Below are 24,364 nucleotides of genomic sequence, written 5' to 3'. Positions count from 1 at the left end.
GAACTATTTTCCGAGATTTTAATCGTTTAGAAGTAGGACTAGAGATATGAATGACTTACATCTAAGAATACTTAGCTACAGGTAGCAGCTTTTTTAAATACTTAGGAATTTTTGTAAAAGGGCATACGGATAATAGTCCAGTGTCTAAGCCTGTAATAGATTATTAAAAATTTTATACTGTTTATGATTATTGTCTGCTGCTCGGGCACGTGAAGCGCGTAAACTTGGTGTTGCGACTGCAAAACGTGTATTGTAGCAAGATACCGTGATCCGCAAGCGATTGTAGGCGCATCCTCAAGTGATTCACTTACATCTGAGTTATAAAAAAAGGAGCTAAGCTCCTTTTTTTATAGCGTAATAAGCTGTTATAAGCCAACCCAAAATAAACAGTAAACCACCAATAGGCGTAATAGCACCTAAAATATGCGGTGCGCCAAGTGCCATAAGGTACAAAGAACCACAAAAAATTAAAATACCCATTTGTAGCAAAATAAAAGGTAATTTAATTGGAAAGTCATCTATTCTGACTAAGATAGCAAGACCAAATAAGCCTAGAGCATGATAGAAGAAGTAATCAGTTGCCGTATGCCACCAAGCCATTTGTTCTAAGGAGCCATGTAAACCGTGTGCCCCAAATGCACCTAGCATGACAACACATGCTAGATTAAATGTTGCAATACCCAACCACATTAGTTAGATGCCATTGCAACTTTAATTTTTTCCATTGCATTTTTTTCAAGTTGACGGATACGCTCAGCAGACACGTTATATTCAGCAGCAAGCTCGTGTAACGTTGATTTATCGTCATCTAACCAACGACGTTGTAAAATATTGCGTGAACGGTCATCAAGCGCACCCATGGCATTGTGTAAAGCTGATGTGCTTTGTTCTTCCCAATCTTCATCTTCTACTAAACGTGCAGGATCGTAACGGTTATCTTCTAAATAAAGTGCGGGGGCGACAGGGGCATTATTGTCATCGTCATCATCATTTTGCGATTCAAATGCTGCATCATATGCGGTTAAACGCCCTTCCATTTCTAATACTTGTTCAGAGGTAACGTTTAAATCGTTTGCAATTGCTTGCGCCTCATCTAAAGTCAGTTTTTTGCTCGACTTTTTTAAACTGCGCAAATTAAAAAAGAGTTTACGTTGTGCTTTAGTAGTAGCAATTTTTACGATACGCCAATTACGAATTACATATTCGTGAATTTCGGCTTTAATCCAATGTACTGCAAACGAAACCAAACGCACACCCATAGTTGGGTCAAAACGTTTAACGGCTTTCATTAAGCCTAGGTTACCTTCTTGAATTAAATCGCCTTGTGGTAAACCATAACCTGCGTAGGTACGGGCAATATGCACTACAAAACGTAAGTGCGACATTACTAACATTTTTGCAGCGTCTAAATCTTCATTATAATAATAACGCTCTGCGAGGTTTTTTTCTTGTTCGGCAGTAAGAATTGGAATTTGATTAACCGTACTAATGTATGCACCTAAATTAACACCGGGTGCAGACAAAGACAGAGGCATCAACTGATTGCTGCTGTCAGCCATGAACGCTCCTTATGAGGATGTGGTATGAACCAATATGGGTACAATCTTAATTCTAATTGATGACAGAATTAAGGTAAAAAGGGTAGTAAAATGTAAATTAACGTTCGATCATAAATTCAAAGTGTGTATCAGAGTGTTGATTGAACGTACATTTAAGCTGTTGAATCTGACAATAACGCATGATGTCTATTTCGCTATGTGGGTCTGACGAAGCAAGACAAATATGTTGAATTTGAGGGTGTGTTTTTATTACACGTTTAAGCATAAGCAATGGCGTTGGGCAGGGTTTTCCCATTGCATTTATATGAAAAATATCTCTGTGGGTATGACACATACAGCACAATATAAAAATTTCCTAAGTATCTGCTTATTATAGCAAAATGATTAAAGCGAAAAAAGTATCTATAGGGTGTTTTTTGCAGAAATAATCTTTGTCAAAAAGAGGCTATGATTTAGTTAAAATGCGTGTTAATCTCATATTGTAATTGAGCAACTAACGCTCACTTATAATTTGGATGTAACCGGGATTTTGTTAATAGTTTCACAGAATGATCACAAGTTTTAAAATGAAAAAAAATAATTTTAATCCTTGTTTGCTCTGCTGTTTGCAACACCGGGTGGTCCTTTTATTAGTAACTGAGGATTAACTTAAATGACAGTTCGCGAACAAGGTATCGTTAAATGGTTTAACGACACAAAAGGTTTTGGTTTTATTCAACGTAATAGCGGTGATGACGTATTTGTTCATTTCCGTGCAATTCAAGGCGATGGTCACCGTTCTTTACGTGATGGTCAGCGTGTTGAATTTACCGTTGTACAAGGTCAAAAAGGTTTTCAGGCTGAAGAAGTACAGCCTTTAGACTAATAAACAAGTTTTAAAAAAAGCCAGTACACTTGTATTGGCTTTTTTATTCAGAAATTTGCATTATTATGAAAGTTTGGTATTTTGATCAAATCATCAAATCATCAAATCATCAAATCATCAAATCATCAAATCATCAAATCATCAAATCATCAAATCATCAAATCATCAAATCATCAAATCATCAAATCATCAAATCATCAAATCATCAAATCACCAAATCACCAAATCACCAAATCATTTTTAAATGTAGACACGGTTAGAAAATAGCTTACGGTTTGGTATTTTTTGTTTATAATACTGCCACTTTAAACCTAACCTAGGGATTAGTTTATATATGTCATCTGGTTTTGAAACCTTAAAATTGCATCCTCAATTAAAGCAAGCCATTGATGCGCTTGGTTTTAAATCTATGACGCCCATTCAAGAGAAGGTTTTAAAATTTACCCTTGCAGGGCACGACGCTATTGGACGTGCACAAACTGGCACAGGGAAAACAGCAGCATTTTTAATTAGTGTAATTAATGATTTATTATTAAATCCAATTAAAGAACAGCGTTATCGTGGGGAGCCACGTGCTTTAATTTTGGCACCAACGCGAGAATTGGCACTTCAAATTGCTCAAGATGCTAAAGAACTGACAAAATTTACTAATCTAAATTTGATGACATTATTAGGTGGGGTAGATTTTGATAAACAACGCAAAGAGTTAGATCAAAATTTTATTGATATCATGGTTGCAACGCCAGGTCGTTTAATTGATTTTAGTGAACAAAAAGAAATTTGGTTGGATCAGATCGAATTTTTAGTAATTGATGAAGCTGATCGTTTGCTAGATATGGGCTTTATTCCCGCCGTTAAACGCATTGTACGTTTTTCGCCGCGCAAAGAACAGCGTCAAACTTTAATGTTTTCGGCAACATTTAATTATGATGTGCTTAATTTGGCACGTCAGTGGTTATTTGAACCTGTGACCATTGAAATTGAACCTGAAAAGAAAACCAATGCTGATGTAGAGCAACGTATGTATTTAGTTGCAAAACAGGATAAATTTAAGCTGTTGAAAGAAATTTTAGACAAAGATCCAATTGAAAAGGTAATGATTTTTGCCAATCGCCGTGATCAAGTACGTAAGATTTATGATCAGCTTAAAAAAGATAATTATCAAGTTGTGATGTTATCGGGCGAAATTGCGCAAGATAAGCGTTTAAAAATGCTTGAGCAGTTTAAACATGGTAATCATAATATTATGATTGCAACCGATGTGGCAGGGCGTGGTATTCATGTGGACGGTGTATCGCACGTGATTAACTATACGTTACCTGAGCAATCTGAAGATTACGTACACCGTATTGGGCGTACGGGACGTGCAGGTGCGCGCGGCGTAAGTATTAGCTTTTTGTCTGAAGATGATGCATTTTATTTACCCGAAATTGAAAAAGCCATTGGTGAAAAACTACCATTGACGCGTTTGGATGGTTATTGTTAAGAAAAGCCCTAAGGGGCTTTTTTATGACTTACAGTAAAAGTTCAGCGTGGTTTGATAGTCGTCATCGCGCTGTATATTATTTTTTTTACCTGTAACAGAATTAATAATATCGGCGGCTGATTGTACCAATTTACCTGTTTGGTCTGTAACAACACCTTTAAGTACGCCGTTATATTGTGTGTTTTCTTGAGTGATAATTGTTGTACTACGTCCACACGTTTTATTTGCTGCAAGTGCTGCGTTATTCTTAGCAAGTACTTCGGTTTTCCCTAACCCTGAAATTTCATATTGATTATCTACTTTGCGTAAGGCAACTGTGGCGTTTGGGCTTGTTGTTGCACATCCAACAAATGCTAAACTCAAAAGAATAAAGTATTTTTTCATTTTAGTTATTCCACAAAAGATTAAGTTATTGTAACGATAGACATCGTAACAATCTGTATAAAATTGCAGGATTTATGAACACAAAATCAATAGACTGTTTTTTTTCTTTTCTGTACTGCATTTCTAAATTTATTTTATGATAATCTCGAATTTATTTTTAAAAGAAAAACTGAATGATTTCATCTATTGAGCTAATTCACGAAAATATGCATCAACGTCAATCTGTTGGACAATTGGTTGATCCTGCACCAACTACACAACAGTTAAATTTAGCATTTGAGGCTGCACTCACAGCGCCAGATCATCACCGTTTAAAACCAACCCGTTTTGTGATTGTACCTGAAGAAAAGCGCGTTTATTTTGGTGAATTACTTTCACAGTCAATGAATGATTTTGATATTGATCCTGTGCAAATTGAACGTGCGCGTAGCCAGCCATTACGTGCACCTTTGTTGGTACTTGCGCTTACAGAATTACAAGACCATCCTAAAGTACCCCATTACGAACAAATCTTGAGTACAGGTGCTGCGGTACAAAACTTCTTATTGTCAGTACAAGCACAAGGCTTTTCGACCATTTGGCGTACAGGTGCAGTGGTTGAGTCAAGTACGCTCAAATGTGCGTTAGGTTTACAAGAGCGGGACTTAATTTCGGGCATTATTTATATTGGTACAGCTGCGCGTGAAATTCCAAAACGTGCTGAAATTTCTGTCGCTGATCATGTGTCTTATTGGCAAGAAAGTGATCAATAACATGTTAGAAAATCAATTAGCTGCTTTTATGGAACAGCATCAGTGCGAAACGGATGAGCCTAAGTTACGTATCACTGTATTAGGTGGTGGCAGTTTTGGTACTGCCATAGCACATACAGCTGCTCGTAATGGTTGTAATACTGTATTATGGATACGCGATCATGATACTGCTGTTCAAATGAACCAAACACATATTAATGAACGTTATTTGCCTGATTTTAAGTTGGATGAGCGCTTAAAAATATCGTCAGATTTAGAGGCTTCGGTGAAACATTGTGATTTAATTTTAGTCACGATTCCAAGCCAAGCATTTAGAGGTGTATTACAACAGGTTAAACCGTTCATTTCGGGTCAAGCAGTTGTTTCTTTAACAAAAGGGATTGAAGCTAAGACGTTTAAACTCATGAGTGAAATTATTCGTGAGGAATTACCTGAAGTCGCTTATGGTGTATTGTCTGGTCCTAATCTTGCCAAAGAAATTATAGCAGGTATGCCCGCAGGAAGTGTTATTGCAAGTCATTCTGAATTAGTTCGCTTTGCCGTACAAAAAGCATTACACAGTGCCTTGTTCAGAATTTTTTCTAGTGATGATGTACATGGTGTAGAGCTTGGTGGTGCGTTAAAAAATATTTACGCTGTAGCAATGGGTATGGCAGCTGCACATCATATTGGCGAAAATACCAGAAGTATGATTTTAACCCGTGCGCTTGCAGAGATGAGCCGTTTTGCAGTAACACTGGGTGCAAATCCACTCACATTTTTAGGGTTATCGGGTGTAGGGGATTTATTTGCAACTTGTACAAGTCCATTAAGCCGTAATTACCGCGTAGGGTATGCGCTTGGTGAAGGAAAAACTTTAGAGCAAGCTACGCAAGAATTAGGGCAAACAGCAGAAGGGATTAATACTATTTTACAAGTGCGTCAACGTGCGCTTGATTTGGGTGTTTATATGCCAATTACAAATGCATTATATGATGTTATTTTTGAGCAAGCACCTCCACTAAATATTGCATTATCACTCATGAAGAATGGTTATCGTAGTGATGTAGAGTTTGTTCTACCACACGAAGATGCCTAAAAATAAAAAGGAACGATTATGTACTTAACTCTTGTGCGCCATGGCGAAGCGAGTTTACCTGCACAAAAATATGGCACAGATGAAAAACGTCCATTGACGTCACAAGGACATCAACAAGCAGAGCAAACGGCACATTTTATCGCCGAAAATTTAACGCCTGATGTGTTTATTGTGAGTCCATTATTACGCGCACAAGAGACCTTGGTTCATATTCAACGCTTTTTCCCCGATGTTCCTACATTGGTTTGTAATAAAATTAAGCCGGATGATGAAGCAGACGTTGCGGTAGAATGGTTATCGCAACTGCCTTACGAGAATATTGTAGTTGTTTGTCATATGAATGTAGTCGCACATATTGAACATGAACTTACATTATCGGGTTTTAATGGTTTTTCACTTGCTGAAGCTCGAATTTATCAACAAAATGTGATTGCCAATGGGCTTTCAACTTTACAAAAAACATTTATCCCAAAAATTTAAAAACTATAAGGTTTTTAAAGATTTAATTTTAATAGCGCAAAAAATTAAACATAGATTTTTGCGTCTATTTTATCCTATAATAAACTGATTTAAAAATAACAGATTTGATCTATGATGTATTCACTCGCTCGTCCTTTGTTATTTCGTTTAGCACCAGAGCGTGCCCATGAACTTACATTATCTTGGCTTAAAACAGCACACAGTTTTGGTTTAGCAAGTCAGCCTTTTATACACAAGCCTGTAACGTGTATGGGGATTGAGTTTCCAAATTCTGTGGGATTGGCAGCAGGGTTAGATAAAAATGGAGAATACATTGATGCTTTGGCATCGTTAGGTTTTGGGTTCATTGAAATTGGAACAGTGACACCGCGCCCACAAGAGGGCAACCCTCAACCACGTTTATTTAGAATTCCTGAAGCGCAAGCCATTATTAACCGTATGGGGTTTAATAATGATGGTGTGGATCAATTAGTTGAAAATGTAAAAGCAGCTAAATTTAAAGGTGTTCTTGGCATTAATATTGGTAAAAATGCAGATACACCTATTGAGCAGGCTGTAGATGATTATTTGATCTGTTTAGAGAAAGTTTATCACTATGCTTCTTATGTAACAGTCAATATTTCATCGCCTAATACTAAAAATTTAAGAAGTTTGCAAAGTGGTGACGCGTTACCAACACTTTTAGAAGCATTAAAAGAAAAACAAGCTGAGCTTGCAGTGCACTATCAACATTATGTGCCATTAGTGCTTAAAGTTGCACCTGATTTAACAGCAGACGATATTTCGTTTATTTCTAAGCAATTGCTTAAATTTAAAATTGATGGCTTGATTGTAACCAATACAACATTGGCAAGAGATGGCGTAGAAAATCTTCCTTTTGGTGATGAAATGGGCGGATTATCAGGTGCACCTGTATTTGATAAAAGTACCAAGTGTTTACGTAGTTTTGCAGCTGTGTTAAAACATAAAGTTCCATTGATTGGTGTTGGTGGTATTTTGTCAGGCGAACAGGCGATGGCAAAACAGCAAGCAGGGGCAAATTTAGTGCAAATTTATAGTGGTTTAATTTATACAGGTCCTAAACTTGTAAATGACTGTGTTGAAGCTATGACCTAATGTTAGATCTGATTATTGGTGTGGTTTTAACGCTTGGCGTCGTCAAAGGTGTACGCCAAGGTTTTTCAAAAGCATTTTTTAATCTCGTTGGTTGGATCATCGCTTTGGTGATTTCTGTTCAGTATAATGATGCCCTTGCACCATGGATGAGCTTCATCAGCCAAGATCTTTATATTCAAAAAGTATGTGCATTTTTACTTTCATGTTTTAGTATTTTAGGCTTTACATGGTGGGTTGCACATCGTTTTAATTCTCTTTTAACTCAACTTAAATTGGGTATGCTAGACCACGTTTTAGGTGGGGTATTTGGTATACTCAAAAGCTTGTTTGTTATTTTAATTGCATTACAAAGTATTGCTCCATGGGCATACAAAGCATCATTTTGGAAAGAATCTAAAATGGTGGTTGTGCTAATGCCGTATGCACCGTTGGTGATGAGTGCATCTAAAAAAATTGCAAATGAAGCGTTACAACATTTTCATCAAAGTGAAAAGCGTGAACGAATTTCACGCGCCGCTGAGTCATCAGCACATGTTACGGAAAACCCTTTTCATTAGTCCGCGAGGTTACTATGTGTGGAGTTGTTGGGATTGCTGGGCAAGCGCCAGTAAATCAGTTGTTGTTTGATGCTTTAACGATGCTACAACATCGAGGGCAGGATGCCGCAGGAATTGTGACATGCGATAATAATCGTTTGTTTTTACGTAAAGACAATGGGTTAGTACGTGATGTATTCCATACTCGCCATATGCGCGCATTGAAAGGAAATTATGGCGTTGGACACGTTCGTTACCCAACAGCAGGCTCATCAAGTAGTGCAGAGGCACAACCTTTTTATGTAAACTCGCCGTATGGTGTGACATTAGCGCATAATGGTAATTTAACCAATGCTGATGAAATTCGCCAAGATTTGTTTGAAACAGATTTAAGACACATGAATACAGACTCTGATTCAGAGGTTTTGTTAAATGTATTTGCACACGAGCTAGAAAAACTTAGAACACTCCATCCAACACCAGAAGATATTTTTTATTCTGTTCACCGTGTTCATCAGCGTTGTCGTGGTGCTTATGGTGTGATTGCCATGATCACAGGTCAAGGCTTGGTTGCATTTCGCGATCCGCATGGTATCCGTCCTTTAATTTATGGTTCTCGTCCAGCCCAAAACGGTAAGACTGAATATATTGTGGCATCTGAGTCAGTAGCAATTACAGCGTTAGGCTTTAAAGTAGAACGTGATATTGAACCAGGCGAAGCAATTTATATTGATGCACAAGGCGAGTTATTCACAAAGCAATGTGCAACCCATCCACAATATCATCCATGTATTTTTGAATATGTTTATTTTGCTCGTCCTGATGCGGTGTTAGATGGTATTTCTGTCTATAAAGCACGTTTACGTATGGGTGAGAAACTTGCAAATCGTATTTTAAAAGAATGGGGTGAAGAGCACGATATTGATGTGGTGATTCCAATTCCTGATACAAGCCGTACATCTGCGCTTGAGCTTGCCAATACGCTTGGAATTAAATTCCGTGAAGGCTTTATGAAAAATCGTTATATTGGACGAACATTCATTATGCCAGGGCAACAACAACGCGAAAAATCAGTACGTCAAAAGTTAAACCCTGTAGAGCTTGAGTTCAAAGGTAAAAACGTACTGTTGGTAGATGATTCAATTGTACGTGGTACAACGTGTAATGAGATTATTCAAATGGCACGTGATGCAGGTGCAAAGAAAGTATTTTTTGCATCAGCTGCACCTATGGTGAAATATCCAAATGTGTACGGGATTGATATGCCTGCAAAATCTGAATTGATTGCTTCTGAACGTGAGCTTAATGAGATACAAAAAATCATTGGTGCTGATCGCTTAATTTTCCAAGATTTGGAAGATTTAAAAGATGCCATTCGTATACCAAAAGTACCTGCAGTTAAAGAATTTGATTGTTCTGTATTTGATGGTGTGTATGTCACAGGTGACATCAATGATGAATATTTAGATAGCTTGCAAAAACATCGCAGTGATTTAGCGAAGAAGCAAAAAGATGGTTATGTGGATACCAATATTGATGCTGCTTCTGTTGATTTAACAGGTGTACGTGAAGACTAGACGAGCAGAAATTGTGTTTACGGCGCAACATCATCAACGAAATTTATTGATAGCAACGATTATTTGTTTATTTGCAGTTGCATTGACTTTAGTGGTACTCAATTTTTCGTTTGGGTTGGTCGTACACTATTTAAAACCGTCGCAAAATGTAGGATGGAATGACTATAGCCCAATTTTTTTGGGCTTTGTTTCTACTATTATGTTGAGCTCTGTGATTTACGACTTATATGTATTTCGTAAAGGTGGTCATTCACTTGCAAAACAAATGGGGGCGCGTTACTTAAAATATGATGAATGTGCTCCTGAAGAAGTTGCAGCATTAGAGCTAACAAAAAAATTAGCTTGTCGCTTTAATATTGATGTTCCAACGGTATATGTATTACCGCATGAAGTTGGTGTAAATGCATTAACTGCAGGGCATCATCCTCAAGATACGGTTATTATTTTGACATGGGGTGCTTTACAGAATTTAGATGAACTTGAACTTTATGGTTTATTGAGCTATGCATTTAATCAAATTTTGACAGGTGAAATGCAACAAAATATCCGTTTAAAGATTTTGTTTAGCGCACTGACTGCATTTAATCAAATTGGAAGCCGTATCGCGCGTTATGGGTTTCGTCCATATGGACAGCGTAAGCCCTATAAATTAGAAACTGTATTGGTTGCTACAGGTGGCTTTATTTGGTTGATGGGTAGTTTAGGATTGCTTATCTCTCGTTTAATTAAATTTATGACGTTATCGGGTCGTACGCTTAAAAACGATTATCGTACTCATGAATTGATTGCAAACGATACTAACCTACAAACGTTGTTAAGAATTTATGTGCATCATGCAGGGTCGCAAATTCATAGTGCGTATTCTGAATCAATTGCACATATGTGTTTTGCCAATTCCCTTAGTCCACAAAGTTGGTTGAATATTCATCCGAGTATAGAACGCCGTATCTACTCATTAAGTCCAAGTGCGTTAAAAGAATTACAACTAGAAAATCTTAAGCGCCTTAAAACGCAACCTTTTTTTAGTTTATTTCGTCCTTTTTCGGAAACTTCACTAGAGGTTAAACCAATTTGGATCCCACCTAAGCCATTACCTTTATTACGTTTATCGCCTATTGGTACAACTTCAAAAGATGAAATTAAGCCTTTAAGTGCTGAAATTCGTCAGAATATGCAACGCCCAGAACTTTTAAATCGTGCTTTACAGACAAGCACAGGTGCAAAAGAAGTTTTGATTGCAATCTTTATGATACGGCAGTATCGCGAATTTATTCCCAAAGATGCTTTGGTCAGCCATGCAATTATTGATACGTTACTCACAATAGACGAACGTTTATATATTCAAATTTTTTATGATGCATGCCATCGTTTATCGTATATGCCTGTTAGTACAGCACGACAGTTTTTAACACGGATTGCATGTATTATTCAGGCAGATGGAGAAATAGGCTTACTCGATCATTTATTATTAGAATATGTACGGGCAAAACTTAATTTATTACCACCACATATGCCTAATGCTTACGATGAGGCATTACCCGATACAATCCGCTTAATTGACGCATTATTACATGTGCAACAATTTAATAGTGCAACACAATTAAAAATGCGCCAAAAAGTTATTCAAGAATTGGTACCTGCACAGGATTGGGGGAAATATTTAAAATTATCAGATGAACCTATTGATTTGAGTTGTATTTTACATCATTTGTCAGGGCTTTTATTACGCGATCGACTTAAAGTGTTAGGCATTGCAGAGCAGTGTTTATGGACAGACCATGTAATCACACAAGACGAATTAGATGTATTAGAATTATTATATTGGCGTTTAGGTTTTGAAAGTAAAGAAACAGTAGCACAAATACAAAAGAGAAATAATGTTGTAATTGCCTAGCTTTTCTACTGACAAGCACGTAAGCAGTGTTAAAATACGTGATTGATTATATGACGCAGAACAGCATGTTTGAACATCAACGAAATATATTAGCACAGATGGGGGTCGATGTATGGACAGCTCGTAGTGCTATTGTACGTCCGTGTTCAACGCATCAAGTTTGGCGCGATCAGGTTGTATCTATACAAAATGATGTTTTAATAGAACCTGTAGAACCTGTAGAACCTGTAGAACCTGTAGAACCTGTAGAACCTGTAGAACCTGTAGAACCTGTAGAACCTGTAGAACCTGTAGAACCTGTAGAACCTGTAGAACCTGTAGAACCTGTAGAACCTGTAAGTAATTTTGCATTTAAGTTACAGGCTTATATCTCGCCCAATATGGTTGTATTGGTTGAAAGTTCTAACCAAGATCTACAAGAAGAGCAGTTATTGTCTGCAATTCAAAATACTGTGTTTACACATACTGTACAACTTCAGTGGCCGTGCCTCTTACACAATTTTCAAGAATATGAGAACTTAAAATACTACATAGAAGGTTTTATGGCGGTACACGCACCTAAAAAAACACTTATAACGCTAGGTAAAATTGATTTTGTTCATTTGAATGTAACAGAACTACCATCACTTCAACAGATGATTAAACAACCTCAGCTTAAAGCAAAATTATGGGAGCATATGAAACGCCTACAGGAGTAAAAATGAAAAAAGTTGTTGTATTTAGTTCTATCGCCCCTGAAATTTTAGCAAAATTACAAAAGACATATCATACCGTTGTTGCACACGCGCAAAAAGATAAAGAAAAGTTTTTACAAGAAATAGAAAATGCAGATGCATTGATTGGTGCAAGCGTTGTATTGAATGAGCAGAATTTAAAATCTGCAAAACAACTAAAAGGTATTTCAACCATTAGTGCAGGTTATGATAACTACGCTATTAATTATTTGCGTGAAAGAAAAATCCGCTTAACTCATACACCTCATGTTCTTACAGAGACAACGGCGGACTTGGCATTTGGCTTATTGATGAGTACAGCAAGAAGAATTCCTGAATTGGATCAGTGGACAAAAACAGGGCAGTGGAAAAAAGCAGTAGAGCCAGACTATTTTGGACAAGATGTTTTTGGAAAAACACTCGGGATTATTGGTTTGGGAAATATTGGCAGTGCTATTGCTCGCCGTGGTTTTTATGGTTTTAATATGAATATTGTGTACCACAATAGAAGTCCAAAACCTGAATTGGCAGAACCATTAAATGCTGAATATTGTAGTTTAGATCAGCTTTTAAAAACATCAGATTTTATTGTTGTTGCTGTGAGCTTAAATGCTGCATCTAAGGCACTTATTGGTAAACACGAACTAAGTAAAATGCAAAAACATGCTATTTTGATTAATACGGCACGCGGGTCTGTGGTAGATCAGCATGCATTATATGAAGTACTTAAAAATAAAGAAATTTTTGCAGCTGGTTTGGATGTATACGAAGAAGAACCATTAAGTTGCTCTGAATTATTTGAGCTTGATAATGTTGTGACATTACCACATATTGGTTCTGCAACTCAAAATACACGCAATAAAATGGCGTTATTGGCTTATCAAAATTTAGAAAAAATTTTAAATGATTTGCCTTGCCGTAATGAGGTTTAGCCGAGTTTTGCTTTAATTTTGGCAGAAGCAAGAGAAGGATCGGCACGCCCGGCTATGATCGGACGTAGAGAATTCATCACCTTACCCATATCTTTCATGCTAGTTGCACCTTGAGCACTGATAGTTTGCTCAATGAGAGAGTCAAGTTCTTCCTCAGTCATAGCTTCTGGTAGAAATTGAGAGAGTACTTCAATTTCGGCTTGCTCTTTACTAGCTAAATCTTCTCGGTCAGCAGCTGTGAAAGCTTTGACAGATTCTTTACGTTGTTTGACTTGCTTTTCAACAACCGCAAGAACCTGATTATCATCAAGCTCAATGCGATCATCGACTTCAATTTGCTTAATTGCCGCTTGTAGACTACGAAGAACCGTAAGCGTTGCCATATCTTTAGCACGCATTGCAGTTTTTAATGTATCAGTAATTTGATTTTTTAAATTATTCATAGTCTTTTAAGCTTCAATCACAAATTAATTAGTAAAGGCGAGTAGTACGTACAGATTCGCGAGTTAATTTCTTTTGGTAGCGTTTAACTGCAGCAGCTTTTTTACGCTTACGCTCTTGAGTTGGTTTTTCGTAGAATTCGCGCTTACGAACATCTGCTAAAACACCTGCTTTTTCGCAAGAACGTTTAAAACGACGGATAGCTACGTCTACTGGTTCGCCTTCTTTCAATTTAACTTGTGGCATGAAGAATCCTCAAATATTTAATGGATAATACCTAAAACGAAATGCTTTAGGTAACAAGTGAAGTGCGCTATTTTACGCATTTACTTCTCATATCACAAGTCTATAATAGCATTTGCTGTAAATTGAACATTGAAAATAGGCATTTAAATGATTGTTTTAGGCTTAGAAACGTCCTGTGATGAAACGGGCTTAGCGTTGTACGACAGCGAAAAAGGGCTACTTGGACAAGTTCTATATAGTCAAATACAATTACATGCTGAATATGGTGGTGTCGTACCTGAATTGGCATCACGCGATCATGTGCGAAAACTTATTCCTTTATTAGAAGAACTTTTGTCACAAAGTGGTATCACAAAAAAACAGATTGATGCAATTGCATATACACGTGGCCCAGGATTAATGGGAGCATTAATGACAGGTGCATTGTTTGGGCGTGCCTTAGCATTTGCACTCAATAAACCTGCTATTGGTGTACATCATATGGAAGGACATATGCTTGCGCCATTGTTATCTGATACACCGCCACAATTTCCATTTGTTGCTTTATTGGTTTCGGGTGGGCATACGCAACTGATGGCAGCATATGATATTGGAAAATACGAAATTTTAGGTGAATCTATTGATGATGCTGCAGGTGAAGCATTTGATAAGGTTGCTAAAATGATGGATTTACCATATCCAGGTGGCCCGAATATTGCAAAACTTGCATTAAATGGTGATGCACAAGCATTTGAGTTCCCACGCCCAATGTTACATAAAGATTTAGTATTTTCATTTAGTGGACTTAAAACAGCAGTTTCTGTTCAACTTAAAAAGGTACAAGGCGAGGGACGAGAAGCAGATATTGCAGCGTCTTTTCAAGAAGCAATTGTAGAAACACTTGCCAAAAAATCAGTTAAAGCACTCAAACAAACCGGTTTAAAACGTCTTGTCATTGCAGGTGGTGTAAGTGCTAATGTGCGATTACGTGAAAAGTTGGAAAACGATTTATCAAAAATTAAAGCAAGTGTGTATTACGCAGAACCTGCACTGTGTACAGATAATGGGGCAATGATTGCTTTTGCTGGTTATCAACGTTTAAAAAATGGCGCATGTGATGGGTTGGCAGTCACAACAACACCTCGTTGGCCAATGACAGAACTTGAACAACCATAAAAAAAGCCTGCTTTAAAGCAGGCTTTTTTTATATTATTTTTTAAGTGATTTTGAACCAATACGACCACAGAAAATACTAATAACCATACCAATTAATAAACCAATAAATGACCAAAGTGCAGCTTTAGCAGCAGCTTGAGTTGCAATGGCAGCTTTTTGGCGTGCTTCGGCTTTTAATTCTTGATAGCGTACTTTTGCTTGATCAATATTCATTTGAGCTTGTTCAAAGAATTGATTTGCTTTAGCAACTGCTTGATCACGTTCCTTAATAAAATTATCTACAGCGCGGTCTGCTTCTGCATTTGATAAATTACTGTTTTTAACAATGGCTGTTTTAATTTCATCGCGTCCAATTGAGTTATTGATTGTTTGAGCACGATCCTTTAGTTTTTTCACAAGTTGATCAATAATTTGGTCACCCTGTTGTGGATCCATTGCGATATCTTTGACAGCTTGTTGTGTTTGCTGTTTTGCCCAATCGAGTTGCGAATTTAAATAGTTAGGTTGTAATTGTGGAATATTACTTTTTTTCAGTGCATCAATCACATTTTTATTGGTTGAATCTGCAAGATTGTCTGTGTTTGGTATAATACTATCAAAGTCAATGCTTTTAACTAAATCCGCACTACCTTTACCAACACTAGAGGCTAAACTGCCTGTTGCAGAACCAATAGAACCAAGCGCACTACCTGTCATGCTCAGTGCACCACTTAAGGTAGACACACTAATAAACAGACCAATAATAAGTGAAAGCGCCCATGTTAAAAATCCATGAATAGCACCATCTAAACCCGCTAGGCGTCCTGCAATATATCCACCTAACCCTAAACTTACCAGTAAAGAAAGTCCTGCCCAAATACTTACGGCAGTACCTGAACCATTGGTAATATCAGTATTTGACATAGGATCTAACATTGAGAAGCCTAGCGCCATGCCTAATAACGACAGTAAAAACGAAATAGCAAGCGTTGTTAACACACCTGCAAAAATGCTTGCCCACGAAATTCGTTTTTTAAAACTCGTATCAATTGTATTCATAGTTACTCCATATTGGCTAAATCGAAAAGTTATTAATTTATTTAGCCAAGTTATATTTATTTGGTTTCTCCATTGTATCTACATCAACGCATTATTTTTGTTAGATTTATTTATAAAAATGTAATATTTAAGTTTTTTAACCAAAAATGTAAGACATTCCACACAACATTGAATAAAAAATAAACGTAAATCTTGTGATAATTTAGATTTTCTAATTAAAAATGAGTTTTAAAAAATGAAACAAATGACACAAAATGAGCAGTTTCTAGAAAATTTATTCAGCTATATCACCGTTGGAATTAATTCTATTGAGAGTGCTGAAAACTTTACAATCTTACCTTTAGATATACAACAAAAACAAATTATTGAAAATTATCCATTAGATTTGCGTTTGTTTGGAGCAACTGGTGATGGAATCGTTAATGATGAGAAATATGTAGAAGTAGCACTCAAACAAGGTTTTCGTAATTTTCAGTCAGGTACCTATTTAATACAATCTAACTTTTTACTTAGTTATGCTAAACAAACGAAAGGAAATGCACTGCTGAGTTACTACGGTAATCTATATTCATTTGGCAATATCGAAAATGTAACCGTTCGCCTTAATGTACCAGCAGATTTTTCAAATATTGTGGATTGTTTAAGCTGGCTTGAAAATAAACGTATTTTGGGGACAGGCGAAGTTTTAATAGATGTAGCCGATGGCACTTATCAGCAAAATACTACTATTAATTTAAATCATATTGATGGTACAAAAATAAAATTGATTGGTAACGAAGCAGATTGTACGAAATGTATCCTTGAGGTAGATAATAGTAATAATCAAGATTGTTTTTTTATTAGTGATAGTCATTCTTTTGGATTTATTAATGGCTTTAAGGTGGTAGGTACAAAGGGTTGGATTTCTAAAGGTGAATGGAATGATCAGTGCTTTGGGGCAGGTGGCCGTGCTGTCAATGGTGGGATTTTACATTTTGGCTCGCAAATGTGGGTAGATCAAATGTATTACGGTTTACGTGCAATGTATCATGCTAAAATTGATGCAGATTATACACCTCAAGAGGGTGGATATGGTGGTGGGTTTAAAGTAACTAATGCAGGTGATGTTGGAATTCATGCCTATGCTTCACAAATACAAGCAAATGGTGCAGAAGTTTATGATACAGCACATAATGAAGAAGGCTTAGGGTTTGGCTTTTGTTCAGAATCGGGTGGCTTTTTGATTAATGAATATTCTAAATCTGATAATAATTTAAAAGCAGGACATTATGCATTAAGCAATGGAACAACATGGTCGCATGGTGTAAGTGCAAGCGGCAATATGTATGGTGTACTTGCATGGGGTGGTACAGTTGAATGTAATACGTTGGGTATATATAAAACGACTTTAACGAACAACTCACAAGCAGGAATTTACGCAACTTATGGCGGATTTGTCGGTGCCAATGGCGCAACCTGTAGCAATAACGTCAATGGCGTGATCGCAACTTATCAGGCGCGTATTGATGCAACAGCTGTAAATGTAGAAGATTGTCAAGAAAATGGTTTTTATGCCCTAAATAGTGGTGTTATTAATGGTGGAGGATGCATTGCAAACCGAAATAAACAAGGTTTCGTGGCTGAACATCACGGAATCATGCATTTAGACTCACCTGTAGCAAATAACAGTAGTATAAATGGTTTTTATGCCAAAGTATGTGGGCATATTTTTGCACCAAATCTAGGCGGTGTCGGTAATACCGTATTTGCCAACCCTGCACAGGTACAAGATACATCTGCGGAGCCACAAAATCTAGGAAGTTATATTATTAATCAGTAGATTTCCGTTATGATGGTGACAATATGTAAATATCAACATAGGGATATATGATTGAACTTATTGTCATCTGTGCTGCTTTTTTAGGGAGCGTTTTAGCAGGGCTTTTTGGTGGGGGTGCAGGACTTATTTTTACACCCACCATTTATTTATTTTTGTTGTATTTAAATCCCCATGCCTCGCATTTAATGCAAACCAGTATTACCACAATGATTGCCTCTTTAATGCTTTCGGGTGCTTTAAGCATTATAAAACATCATCGTTATCAGCATATTCATTGGCAAACTGTAAAATGGTCTGCCCCAATTATTGTACTAGGCACAATTTTGGGTTGTTGGGTCATGCAAATGATCAGTAATACATGGCTAAAGTCTATTTTTGCTGTTTCTACGTTAGCCCTTGCACTCCGTTCTACACTTATTTTACGTGCCAAATTGGCTAAAAAAACACACTCATCAAACATGTTTCGCTACGGTGGTGGCTTAGGTTTAGGCTTTATTTCAAGTTTATCGGGATCAGCTTCTTTTATGGTGCCTTACTATGAAGCAGTTGGCTTAGGAATAAAAAATGCTATTGGTACGACCACCGTGGTTGTTTGGCTATACTCATTATTTGTATTGGGTTTTATGATGTATTTGGGTAAAGGTGCCACAAATTTAGCGATAGGAAGTGTTGGTTTTTTAAATTATAAATACCTGTGGTTGTTTGTGCTTCCGACTATTCCAGGGGCATTATTAGGAACAAAACTTGCCCATTATTTGCCTGAACATCAATTAAAGTGGGCATTTACAGGTTTACTGTACGTTATTGGCGTAAGCATGTTTTTTATTTGATGGGGATATTTCCGCCTAATGAAAATCACACAAAATTATATAATAGACACCATAGAGAACACCAAAAATAAAGTTCTCAATCAAACGCCCATTAGGGCGTTTTTTTATACCTAAAATTAGAGACTTGTATGTAAGAATTTAAATCGAGGTACGCAAGTACTATCTTCTAAAACAACATCTTGGGTAAACATACTGAGTGGGCGCACCCATATAGAATAATCGCCGTATAGACATTGATATACGACCAATTGCTCTTGTGTTTCGCTGTGTGTTGCAACCGAAAAAACTTGGTAAAGCTGCCCTTTGTAATGCTGATAAATACCGCTTGTAAGTGCCATAAATGTACCTTAACCAAAATCACGTTATACTATGCGTATAGTATTAAATTTGTGTTGGATATGCCATTTACTCTTGAAGCCTTAACCACTTTTGAAGAAGAAATTAAAAAAAGCCGTTTCCAAGCGCTTGCTACACCAATTGAAAATGAACAGGACGTTAAAGACTTTTTAGATAAACATAAAGATATCTCGACTACCCATCAATGTTGGGCTTGGAAATTGGGGCATGATGTTCGTTTTAATGATGACGGTGAGCCATCAGGTACGGCAGGACGTCCCATTTTAGCGACTATAGAAGGCAATGACTTAACCAATGTTTTAGTGTTAGTGAACCGTTGGTTTGGAGGTGTCAAATTAGGCACAGGCGGTTTAGTCAGAGCTTACGGCGGATGCGCAGGACAGTGTCTACAACAAGCCACTAAAATTGAATTAATTGAAAAAAAAGAGGTTCAATTTAAGTGTTATTTTAATGAATGGGCAATTTTACAATATGAACTCACCCATCAAAAAATTGAGTTTCAAGAGCAATATACCGCAGATGGGGTGGAAGTTTTGGCAAAATTACAGCTTCCTCAAATTCAAACCTTAGCACAAAAAATTCAAGACATCACAAGAGGACGTGAAGCACTTAAAATTGAGGAAGTATCTGATGTCTGATCCATTATTAAAGTACCGTGAACAGCATAAACACCGTTTAAATTATATGCCTTGGTTATATTGGACATTAAAACCCAAACATTTGCAGTGGGCACAGGCATGGCAAGAAGAATATCAAGCTTATTTACAAGAAATGGAAACGGTTAAAATTGGTAAAAATTGTTTTATTTCACCACTTGCGCATATTTTTGCAGAACCCGGACGCGAAATTATCATTGGTGATAACACTTTTATTGCTGCCGATTGTACGTTACATGGACCCATCAATATTGGGAATGAAGTAGCGATCAATCATCATTGCACTTTAGATGGCGGACGAGCAGGTATTACGTTGCATGATCAAGTACGCATTGCGGCATATTGCCATTTATATGCATTTGATCATGGTATGGATATATCACAGCCTATTTATCAGCAACCTGTTCGCTCATTAGGGATAGAAATTGGTCAAGATGTATGGCTAGGGGCGCATGTGGGGGTAAAAGATGGCATACACGTTGGTAATCATGCTATTGTAGGTATGCAAAGTATGGTAACTAAAAATGTTGCAGAAAAACAAGTTGTTGCAGGTAATCCTGCTCAACTTATTCGGATGCGCGAGTAAGTTGTGTAACAAGTTTAAACCATAAATAGATGACATATTTTTGGGACTTATGTTAACTTTGATTGACAATTAGACCTAGAGTGAATCACTCAAAGAGAGGCGAAAATGAAACGTATTGTTGCGTGTATTGATTCGTCACCGTGTGCAAATGCCATTGCAGAAGCAGCGGCATGGGTGGCAAAGAAAACAAAGCGTGAACTCATCCTTTTACAAGTTTTAGACTATTACCCTGCAAGTTATCATTTAGGGGAATTAAGTGGTGTAATTGGCTTTGAAAGTAATGCGATGTTACTTAAAGAGCTTGCAGAACTTGAGCAAAAACAAAGTGAGCTTGCGGTAGATGTGAGCAGTAATTTACTTGCACACATTAATCAACGTTTAAAAAACGAGCATGATATTAGTGCCACTGTGGTACAAGAAAAAGGCGATTTTGTTGAACAAACTCTCGAATTTTTAAAGCCTGATGATATTGCAATTATTGGGCGTGTAGGTGATACCGCTGCTGAAAAAAATAAAGATTTAGGCAGTAATGTAGAAAATTTTATTCGTGGTGCTAAATGTACGGTAATGACGGTAGGTGAGCAATTTAAGCCACCAACACGCTTTATTTTTGCATATGAAGATTCTGAAGTATGTACCAACATGATGAAGCACATCGCACAGACCGATTTGTTCCGTCAACTTCAAGCGCATTTATTACATGTGGGCGAAGCGAAAGAGCATGTGCTTGATGAGCCTGCACAATATTTTCAGGAACATGGCATTGATGTGATCACTGAATATCGTGAAGGTGATGTGGCTGAAAATATTGTAGATTATCAACGTCAGCATCAAATTCAATTTGTAGTATTGGGTGCGTTTAGTACAAATCGTATTCAGCAATTCTTTTTGGGTAGCATTACCACTAAAGTATTCCGTGAAGTTGATGTACCACTGATTGTTGTACGTTAATTATAATAAAGTTATCCGCATAAACTGTGGATAACTTTATGGATAGCTTATCTATCTCTATGTTTTATAAAAATAAAAAATGATTGGTTATTTTACAATCGCTATCGCAAAACCATCATGTCCTTTACTGCCTACAGTTTGTAATGCAGTGCAAGATAACAGCTTTGGATGATCTTGTAATGCTTTAAACGTATCTCGTAAACCTGTAATACTTGGTTTGTGATTGTCTAAATTAAGAATATCGCCCGCACGTATCACATTGTCTAATACAATAATAGTTCCTGAGCGAGAAAATTTAAGACTCAGTTCTAAATAGTCAGGGTAACTGCCTTTATCTGCATCAATAAAAATAAAATCAAACGGCGCCGTATCTTGGGGTAAGTCATTCAGTACATCTGCTGCTTTACCTGCTTTAACCTCAATATGGGTGGGCATATTGGCTTCGTCTAAATTTTTTTGTGCCATTTGTGCATGGCTTTCGCGCCCTTCAATGGTGAGTAAGTAGCCATCTTGAGGTAACGCACGCGCAAGCCAAACAGTGCTGTATGCTGCAAATGTCCCGAGTTCTAAAACACGTTTACAGTTGTTCATTTGAATGAGCATTTGTAAAAACATGCCTTGATTGGGTGCAACAGCTAAATGATTTGAGAAGCCATGTTCTACCGTATTTTGGATCACTTTATCCAAGCGTTCATCTTTTGGAAGTAAGTGGTCTTCAATGTAGTCATCTAAATCTGTCCACAGCTGTTGCATGATCGTACCTCAATGTTGAATGAGGCGGATTATATCGAATTATTGAAACAGTGGCTGATCAATTTGTATAGGAAGCACGCGTTGACGTGTATTTTTTACAAATTCATTAAGTGGACACAAGACGCCAACGGCTGTTTTTTTACAATAACTATATTTGAGTTGTGCGCTTGCAAGCGGCTGTTTGCTATTAAGTGGCGTGAGATTGCGCCATTGATCGAGTGTGCGGGCAGAAAAAGATACTTTGACATATTCTTTACCTGTTTTGGTGTTTTTATATTTTTCAAATGCAAGTGTACCTCCAGGTGGAATGTCATTGGCAGGGTACTGTGGAAGTTGCCAATTAAAACCCAACATGGTTTGGATTTGTGAAATATTGGTATCGTGTCCTACAAATAAAGTAAGTGGACGTGGGCTTTGTAATGCATTGAGCATTTGATCCATTAAGATTGATCCACCTTGTTGTGCAAGCACAGGAATTTCATTCACATAATGGTATTTGGCTTGATGTAACGTCATAAATTTTTTGACATCACGGGCATTTTTAACATGCCCAAATGCAACTTGGTCGAGCGGTAAATTTTCGCTATATTGTAAACGAATAGTTTCGCCAATATTTGCGCCGTTCTCTACAGGTCCTTTGAGTTTAGGTTGTCCTTCTTTATTCGTTTTTAATTCCCATGGTTTGTTTAAGAAGGTACAACTATCGGGTGCACAGACAGTATTTTTTAAGAAATTAACATTTGATTGGTATTTTCTTGCCACTTGCTCGGGTGAGCCAATTCTTTTTTGGTAATCTGCATGAATTTGCTCAAATGAATTGGCAACGGTTCCCATCTTTACCGCGTTAAACAGTGGATCTTTTTCATATTGCGTTGAGCCTACTTTAATTTGACAATTTTTAAACATTCCCTCGGCAATTGCATCGGCAGTTTTTTTAGTCCGCTGAGCAGGCGATGCCCAAATAAGCACATCATTTTGAGAGGGACACCCATGAATATTAAGTCCAGCCTTTTGCCATGTTGCCAATTGATATTGGGCTTGCGATACCATGCCATCGTAGCCATGTTGAGTAAGATGCCCATCAGGTACTTGCCATGTTGCCCATTGTTTGCCTGTCACTTCATTGAGTTCGGCAATGTCTGTTTGTGGGCGCACGCCATGACGAGTAAGTGATACCACCTGTTCAAGTTGGTAATCAGAGGCATGTGCAAGTGGGAGTGTGCTAAGTAAGGCAAGAGGTAAAAACTTTTTCATGATCATCCTTTAAAAAAAAGTGTATTGAACGCCTGTTTCAAATACGGTCTGTCTTTGCTTTGATTTACTGCTTAATGATTCGTTGCGAATCTCAATATACGGCGCAATTTTCTTTGTAAGTTTATAATCTACTGTAAACTGATGTTTGTAGTCGCTGTCTTTATTGTTGTAAATAGGCGCATCGGCATGGTAGTAACCATAAGCATAGGTAAATTTAAAACGATCAACACTTTGTGTTGCGCCTAATTCGGTGAGGTGAACGTGTTTGTCTTCTTTTTTTGTATCATCGTATTTTACAATTTCGTAGCGATATTTTAAAAAGATTTTTTGCTTATCATTAAACTTAAATGAGTTCGTAATTTTAGTTTTATATTTATTTGATTCATTTTTATCAGCGATTTCAAATTCAGGTGCTATTTCATAGCGCGTTGTAACAGGATATTTGTATTTTATTTTATAAATACGTTCATAAATCTTATCATTAGAAAAAGCTGTTCCTGGCTTGCCATCGGCACGTTCATTAGCTTGAGCTTTTACACCCCATCCAATGGTAATATTATTTTTAAAGGTATGACCTAGTCCAAATTGGTCGATATTTTTTTTACTTACATCTTCATAGATATGGTAGTAAGTGGCATCTAATGCATGTGCATTAGAAATTAAACATGTTGCCCCAAGCAAACAAAATAATAAATGACGCATCACAAAAACTAGCTGTAATTAAGGTTACGGCGCAGTATGTTGGTCATTTATTACAGTTTTATGTTTTTGTGTAATTGTCATTTTTATTTCATTAAACCTTCATTTTTATTTCATTTTTTTGTCATAGAAATGTCAAAAAATAAAGGTATTCACAGCAAAGTTTTATAAACTCGCTATAATATAAAACATGAAACAAAATAATCT

Annotated in this window: 28 protein-coding genes; 17 read left to right on the top strand and 11 right to left on the bottom strand. The window is 37.0% G+C overall.

Annotation, left to right across the window (positions count from 1 at the left end; translation table 11 throughout):
* Window positions 1–333 precede the first annotated feature (333 nt).
* The 3 genes from PCI70_RS07610 to PCI70_RS07600 all read right to left on the bottom strand — a co-directional run bounded on the left by PCI70_RS07610 (window position 334) and on the right by PCI70_RS07600 (window position 1,893).
* Window positions 334–690 carry a DUF423 domain-containing protein gene (locus PCI70_RS07610; RefSeq protein WP_269914726.1) on the bottom strand — a complete coding sequence of 119 codons (357 nt, stop codon included), beginning with the start codon at window positions 688–690 and terminating at the stop codon, window positions 334–336.
* Entirely contained in the window at window positions 690–1,559 is an 870-nt protein-coding gene (rpoH, locus tag PCI70_RS07605; protein ID WP_269914725.1) for an RNA polymerase sigma factor RpoH, read from the bottom strand. Before rpoH ends, PCI70_RS07610 begins: the two co-directional genes overlap by 1 nt.
* Window positions 1,560–1,656: 97 nt before the next feature.
* Window positions 1,657–1,893: a sulfurtransferase TusA family protein gene (locus tag PCI70_RS07600; protein ID WP_269914724.1), complete on the bottom strand. Its 237-nt coding sequence runs from the start codon at window positions 1,891–1,893 to the stop codon at window positions 1,657–1,659.
* 318 nt (window positions 1,894–2,211) lie between these two features.
* Here PCI70_RS07600 and PCI70_RS07595 point away from each other — a divergent pair, with 318 nt between their 5' ends.
* A complete protein-coding gene (locus PCI70_RS07595) occupies window positions 2,212–2,424 on the top strand; it encodes a cold-shock protein (RefSeq protein WP_269914723.1) in 213 nt (70 codons plus the stop codon).
* Between the two features lie 334 nt (window positions 2,425–2,758).
* A complete protein-coding gene (rhlB, locus tag PCI70_RS07590) occupies window positions 2,759–3,910 on the top strand; it encodes an ATP-dependent RNA helicase RhlB (RefSeq protein WP_269914722.1) in 1,152 nt (383 codons plus the stop codon).
* Window positions 3,911–3,931: 21 nt separating this feature from the next.
* Here rhlB and PCI70_RS07585 read toward each other — a convergent pair whose 3' ends face one another.
* Window positions 3,932–4,294, bottom strand: coding sequence for a hypothetical protein (locus PCI70_RS07585; RefSeq protein ID WP_269914721.1), 363 nt, complete (start codon window positions 4,292–4,294; stop codon window positions 3,932–3,934).
* A 173-nt stretch (window positions 4,295–4,467) separates the two neighbouring features.
* On the opposite strand from PCI70_RS07585, the gene PCI70_RS07580 reads away from it, so the two are divergent.
* From PCI70_RS07580 to PCI70_RS07540, 9 genes are all read left to right on the top strand, one after another.
* Window positions 4,468–5,046, top strand: coding sequence for a nitroreductase family protein (locus PCI70_RS07580; RefSeq protein ID WP_269914720.1), 579 nt, complete (start codon window positions 4,468–4,470; stop codon window positions 5,044–5,046).
* Between the two features lie 28 nt (window positions 5,047–5,074).
* On the top strand, window positions 5,075–6,124 hold the full coding sequence (locus tag PCI70_RS07575) for an NAD(P)H-dependent glycerol-3-phosphate dehydrogenase (protein ID WP_269914838.1): 1,050 nt from the start codon (window positions 5,075–5,077) through the stop codon (window positions 6,122–6,124).
* Between the two features lie 18 nt (window positions 6,125–6,142).
* Window positions 6,143–6,604: a phosphoglycerate mutase family protein gene (locus PCI70_RS07570; protein ID WP_269914719.1), complete on the top strand. Its 462-nt coding sequence runs from the start codon at window positions 6,143–6,145 to the stop codon at window positions 6,602–6,604.
* A gap of 111 nt (window positions 6,605–6,715) precedes the next feature.
* On the top strand, window positions 6,716–7,720 hold the full coding sequence (locus PCI70_RS07565; protein ID WP_269914718.1) for a quinone-dependent dihydroorotate dehydrogenase: 1,005 nt from the start codon (window positions 6,716–6,718) through the stop codon (window positions 7,718–7,720).
* Window positions 7,720–8,277, top strand: coding sequence for a CvpA family protein (locus PCI70_RS07560; protein ID WP_269914717.1), 558 nt, complete (start codon window positions 7,720–7,722; stop codon window positions 8,275–8,277). The genes PCI70_RS07565 and PCI70_RS07560 overlap by 1 nt, the downstream gene beginning before the upstream one ends.
* A 14-nt stretch (window positions 8,278–8,291) precedes the next feature.
* Window positions 8,292–9,833, top strand: coding sequence for an amidophosphoribosyltransferase (purF, locus tag PCI70_RS07555; protein WP_269914716.1), 1,542 nt, complete (start codon window positions 8,292–8,294; stop codon window positions 9,831–9,833).
* A gap of 13 nt (window positions 9,834–9,846) precedes the next feature.
* The gene (locus PCI70_RS07550; protein ID WP_269914837.1) at window positions 9,847–11,727 is read left to right on the top strand and encodes a peptidase M48; all 1,881 of its coding nucleotides are present in this window, start codon (window positions 9,847–9,849) and stop codon (window positions 11,725–11,727) included.
* 50 nt (window positions 11,728–11,777) lie between these two features.
* A complete protein-coding gene (locus tag PCI70_RS07545; protein WP_269914715.1) occupies window positions 11,778–12,425 on the top strand; it encodes a hypothetical protein in 648 nt (215 codons plus the stop codon).
* A gap of 2 nt (window positions 12,426–12,427) precedes the next feature.
* Window positions 12,428–13,372, top strand: coding sequence for a 2-hydroxyacid dehydrogenase (locus PCI70_RS07540; RefSeq protein WP_269914714.1), 945 nt, complete (start codon window positions 12,428–12,430; stop codon window positions 13,370–13,372).
* On the opposite strand, the gene PCI70_RS07535 is transcribed toward PCI70_RS07540, so the two are convergent.
* Together PCI70_RS07535 and rpsU are read right to left on the bottom strand one after the other, a co-directional pair.
* Window positions 13,369–13,815, bottom strand: a complete 447-nt coding sequence (locus tag PCI70_RS07535) for a GatB/YqeY domain-containing protein (protein WP_269914713.1) — start codon at window positions 13,813–13,815, stop codon at window positions 13,369–13,371. The genes PCI70_RS07540 and PCI70_RS07535 overlap by 4 nt on opposite strands.
* Before the next feature lie 28 nt (window positions 13,816–13,843).
* The gene (gene rpsU / locus PCI70_RS07530) at window positions 13,844–14,059 is read right to left on the bottom strand and encodes a 30S ribosomal protein S21 (RefSeq protein WP_004652785.1); all 216 of its coding nucleotides are present in this window, start codon (window positions 14,057–14,059) and stop codon (window positions 13,844–13,846) included.
* Between the two features lie 147 nt (window positions 14,060–14,206).
* On the opposite strand from rpsU, the gene tsaD reads away from it, so the two are divergent.
* Complete coding sequence (gene tsaD, locus PCI70_RS07525) at window positions 14,207–15,214, top strand: tRNA (adenosine(37)-N6)-threonylcarbamoyltransferase complex transferase subunit TsaD (protein WP_269914712.1); 1,008 nt, start codon at window positions 14,207–14,209, stop codon at window positions 15,212–15,214.
* A 33-nt stretch (window positions 15,215–15,247) separates the two neighbouring features.
* Here the strand turns inward: tsaD and PCI70_RS07520 are convergent, their stop codons facing one another.
* Window positions 15,248–16,252, bottom strand: coding sequence for a hypothetical protein (locus PCI70_RS07520; RefSeq protein ID WP_269914711.1), 1,005 nt, complete (start codon window positions 16,250–16,252; stop codon window positions 15,248–15,250).
* 235 nt (window positions 16,253–16,487) lie between these two features.
* On the opposite strand from PCI70_RS07520, the gene PCI70_RS07515 reads away from it, so the two are divergent.
* The gene (locus PCI70_RS07515) at window positions 16,488–18,071 is read left to right on the top strand and encodes a hypothetical protein (protein ID WP_269914710.1); all 1,584 of its coding nucleotides are present in this window, start codon (window positions 16,488–16,490) and stop codon (window positions 18,069–18,071) included.
* Window positions 18,072–18,118: 47 nt separating this feature from the next.
* Window positions 18,119–18,901 carry a sulfite exporter TauE/SafE family protein gene (locus PCI70_RS07510; RefSeq protein ID WP_269914709.1) on the top strand — a complete coding sequence of 261 codons (783 nt, stop codon included), beginning with the start codon at window positions 18,119–18,121 and terminating at the stop codon, window positions 18,899–18,901.
* Window positions 18,902–19,017: 116 nt separating this feature from the next.
* On the opposite strand, the gene PCI70_RS07505 is transcribed toward PCI70_RS07510, so the two are convergent.
* Window positions 19,018–19,239 (bottom strand): DUF1653 domain-containing protein, encoded by a 222-nt coding sequence (locus PCI70_RS07505; protein WP_269914708.1) that lies wholly within the window; start codon window positions 19,237–19,239, stop codon window positions 19,018–19,020.
* A 60-nt stretch (window positions 19,240–19,299) separates the two neighbouring features.
* Here PCI70_RS07505 and PCI70_RS07500 point away from each other — a divergent pair, with 60 nt between their 5' ends.
* The 3 genes from PCI70_RS07500 to PCI70_RS07490 all read left to right on the top strand — a co-directional run bounded on the left by PCI70_RS07500 (window position 19,300) and on the right by PCI70_RS07490 (window position 21,451).
* Window positions 19,300–19,896, top strand: coding sequence for an IMPACT family protein (locus PCI70_RS07500; protein ID WP_269914707.1), 597 nt, complete (start codon window positions 19,300–19,302; stop codon window positions 19,894–19,896).
* Window positions 19,889–20,500, top strand: coding sequence for an acyltransferase (locus PCI70_RS07495; protein ID WP_269914706.1), 612 nt, complete (start codon window positions 19,889–19,891; stop codon window positions 20,498–20,500). Before PCI70_RS07500 ends, PCI70_RS07495 begins: the two co-directional genes overlap by 8 nt.
* Before the next feature lie 105 nt (window positions 20,501–20,605).
* A complete protein-coding gene (locus PCI70_RS07490; RefSeq protein ID WP_269914705.1) occupies window positions 20,606–21,451 on the top strand; it encodes a universal stress protein in 846 nt (281 codons plus the stop codon).
* A gap of 87 nt (window positions 21,452–21,538) precedes the next feature.
* On the opposite strand, the gene PCI70_RS07485 is transcribed toward PCI70_RS07490, so the two are convergent.
* Genes PCI70_RS07485 through PCI70_RS07475 form a run of 3 tightly spaced genes read right to left on the bottom strand, consistent with a single transcriptional unit; the run spans window position 21,539 to window position 24,160 of the window.
* Window positions 21,539–22,204, bottom strand: coding sequence for an O-methyltransferase (locus tag PCI70_RS07485; protein WP_269914704.1), 666 nt, complete (start codon window positions 22,202–22,204; stop codon window positions 21,539–21,541).
* Window positions 22,205–22,243: 39 nt separating this feature from the next.
* The gene (locus PCI70_RS07480) at window positions 22,244–23,458 is read right to left on the bottom strand and encodes a histidine-type phosphatase (RefSeq protein WP_269914703.1); all 1,215 of its coding nucleotides are present in this window, start codon (window positions 23,456–23,458) and stop codon (window positions 22,244–22,246) included.
* Window positions 23,459–23,467: 9 nt separating this feature from the next.
* Entirely contained in the window at window positions 23,468–24,160 is a 693-nt protein-coding gene (locus PCI70_RS07475) for an oligogalacturonate-specific porin KdgM family protein (protein WP_269914702.1), read from the bottom strand.
* Window positions 24,161–24,364 lie beyond the last annotated feature (204 nt).

The sequence above is a fragment of the Acinetobacter sp. HY1485 genome, from assembly GCF_027568475.1.
In the GTDB taxonomy this organism is placed as follows: Bacteria; Pseudomonadota; Gammaproteobacteria; order Pseudomonadales; family Moraxellaceae; genus Acinetobacter.
Note: the sequence above shows the minus strand (reverse complement) of the source record. Positions and strands in the feature narration are given on the sequence as shown.

Excerpts from the sequence above, each read along its gene's own strand:
- PCI70_RS07585 (WP_269914721.1), bottom strand. The coding sequence starts at position 4,294 with ATGAAAAAATACTTTATTCTTTTGAGTTTAGCATTTGTTGGATGTGCA.
- PCI70_RS07495 (WP_269914706.1), top strand. The coding sequence starts at position 19,889 with ATGTCTGATCCATTATTAAAGTACCGTGAACAGCATAAACACCGTTTA.
- rhlB (WP_269914722.1), top strand. The coding sequence starts at position 2,759 with ATGTCATCTGGTTTTGAAACCTTAAAATTGCATCCTCAATTAAAGCAA.
- PCI70_RS07505 (WP_269914708.1), bottom strand. The coding sequence starts at position 19,239 with ATGGCACTTACAAGCGGTATTTATCAGCATTACAAAGGGCAGCTTTAC.
- PCI70_RS07610 (WP_269914726.1), bottom strand. The coding sequence starts at position 690 with ATGTGGTTGGGTATTGCAACATTTAATCTAGCATGTGTTGTCATGCTA.
- PCI70_RS07545 (WP_269914715.1), top strand. The coding sequence starts at position 11,778 with ATGACGCAGAACAGCATGTTTGAACATCAACGAAATATATTAGCACAG.
- PCI70_RS07570 (WP_269914719.1), top strand. The coding sequence starts at position 6,143 with ATGTACTTAACTCTTGTGCGCCATGGCGAAGCGAGTTTACCTGCACAA.
- PCI70_RS07480 (WP_269914703.1), bottom strand. The coding sequence starts at position 23,458 with ATGAAAAAGTTTTTACCTCTTGCCTTACTTAGCACACTCCCACTTGCA.
- PCI70_RS07520 (WP_269914711.1), bottom strand. The coding sequence starts at position 16,252 with ATGAATACAATTGATACGAGTTTTAAAAAACGAATTTCGTGGGCAAGC.
- PCI70_RS07515 (WP_269914710.1), top strand. The coding sequence starts at position 16,488 with ATGAAACAAATGACACAAAATGAGCAGTTTCTAGAAAATTTATTCAGC.
- PCI70_RS07500 (WP_269914707.1), top strand. The coding sequence starts at position 19,300 with ATGCCATTTACTCTTGAAGCCTTAACCACTTTTGAAGAAGAAATTAAA.
- PCI70_RS07575 (WP_269914838.1), top strand. The coding sequence starts at position 5,075 with ATGGAACAGCATCAGTGCGAAACGGATGAGCCTAAGTTACGTATCACT.
- PCI70_RS07485 (WP_269914704.1), bottom strand. The coding sequence starts at position 22,204 with ATGCAACAGCTGTGGACAGATTTAGATGACTACATTGAAGACCACTTA.
- PCI70_RS07580 (WP_269914720.1), top strand. The coding sequence starts at position 4,468 with ATGATTTCATCTATTGAGCTAATTCACGAAAATATGCATCAACGTCAA.
- PCI70_RS07565 (WP_269914718.1), top strand. The coding sequence starts at position 6,716 with ATGATGTATTCACTCGCTCGTCCTTTGTTATTTCGTTTAGCACCAGAG.
- PCI70_RS07475 (WP_269914702.1), bottom strand. The coding sequence starts at position 24,160 with ATGCGTCATTTATTATTTTGTTTGCTTGGGGCAACATGTTTAATTTCT.
- purF (WP_269914716.1), top strand. The coding sequence starts at position 8,292 with ATGTGTGGAGTTGTTGGGATTGCTGGGCAAGCGCCAGTAAATCAGTTG.
- rpsU (WP_004652785.1), bottom strand. The coding sequence starts at position 14,059 with ATGCCACAAGTTAAATTGAAAGAAGGCGAACCAGTAGACGTAGCTATC.
- PCI70_RS07560 (WP_269914717.1), top strand. The coding sequence starts at position 7,720 with ATGTTAGATCTGATTATTGGTGTGGTTTTAACGCTTGGCGTCGTCAAA.
- PCI70_RS07540 (WP_269914714.1), top strand. The coding sequence starts at position 12,428 with ATGAAAAAAGTTGTTGTATTTAGTTCTATCGCCCCTGAAATTTTAGCA.
- PCI70_RS07595 (WP_269914723.1), top strand. The coding sequence starts at position 2,212 with ATGACAGTTCGCGAACAAGGTATCGTTAAATGGTTTAACGACACAAAA.
- PCI70_RS07490 (WP_269914705.1), top strand. The coding sequence starts at position 20,606 with ATGAAACGTATTGTTGCGTGTATTGATTCGTCACCGTGTGCAAATGCC.
- tsaD (WP_269914712.1), top strand. The coding sequence starts at position 14,207 with ATGATTGTTTTAGGCTTAGAAACGTCCTGTGATGAAACGGGCTTAGCG.
- PCI70_RS07600 (WP_269914724.1), bottom strand. The coding sequence starts at position 1,893 with ATGTGTCATACCCACAGAGATATTTTTCATATAAATGCAATGGGAAAA.
- rpoH (WP_269914725.1), bottom strand. The coding sequence starts at position 1,559 with ATGGCTGACAGCAGCAATCAGTTGATGCCTCTGTCTTTGTCTGCACCC.
- PCI70_RS07535 (WP_269914713.1), bottom strand. The coding sequence starts at position 13,815 with ATGAATAATTTAAAAAATCAAATTACTGATACATTAAAAACTGCAATG.
- PCI70_RS07510 (WP_269914709.1), top strand. The coding sequence starts at position 18,119 with ATGATTGAACTTATTGTCATCTGTGCTGCTTTTTTAGGGAGCGTTTTA.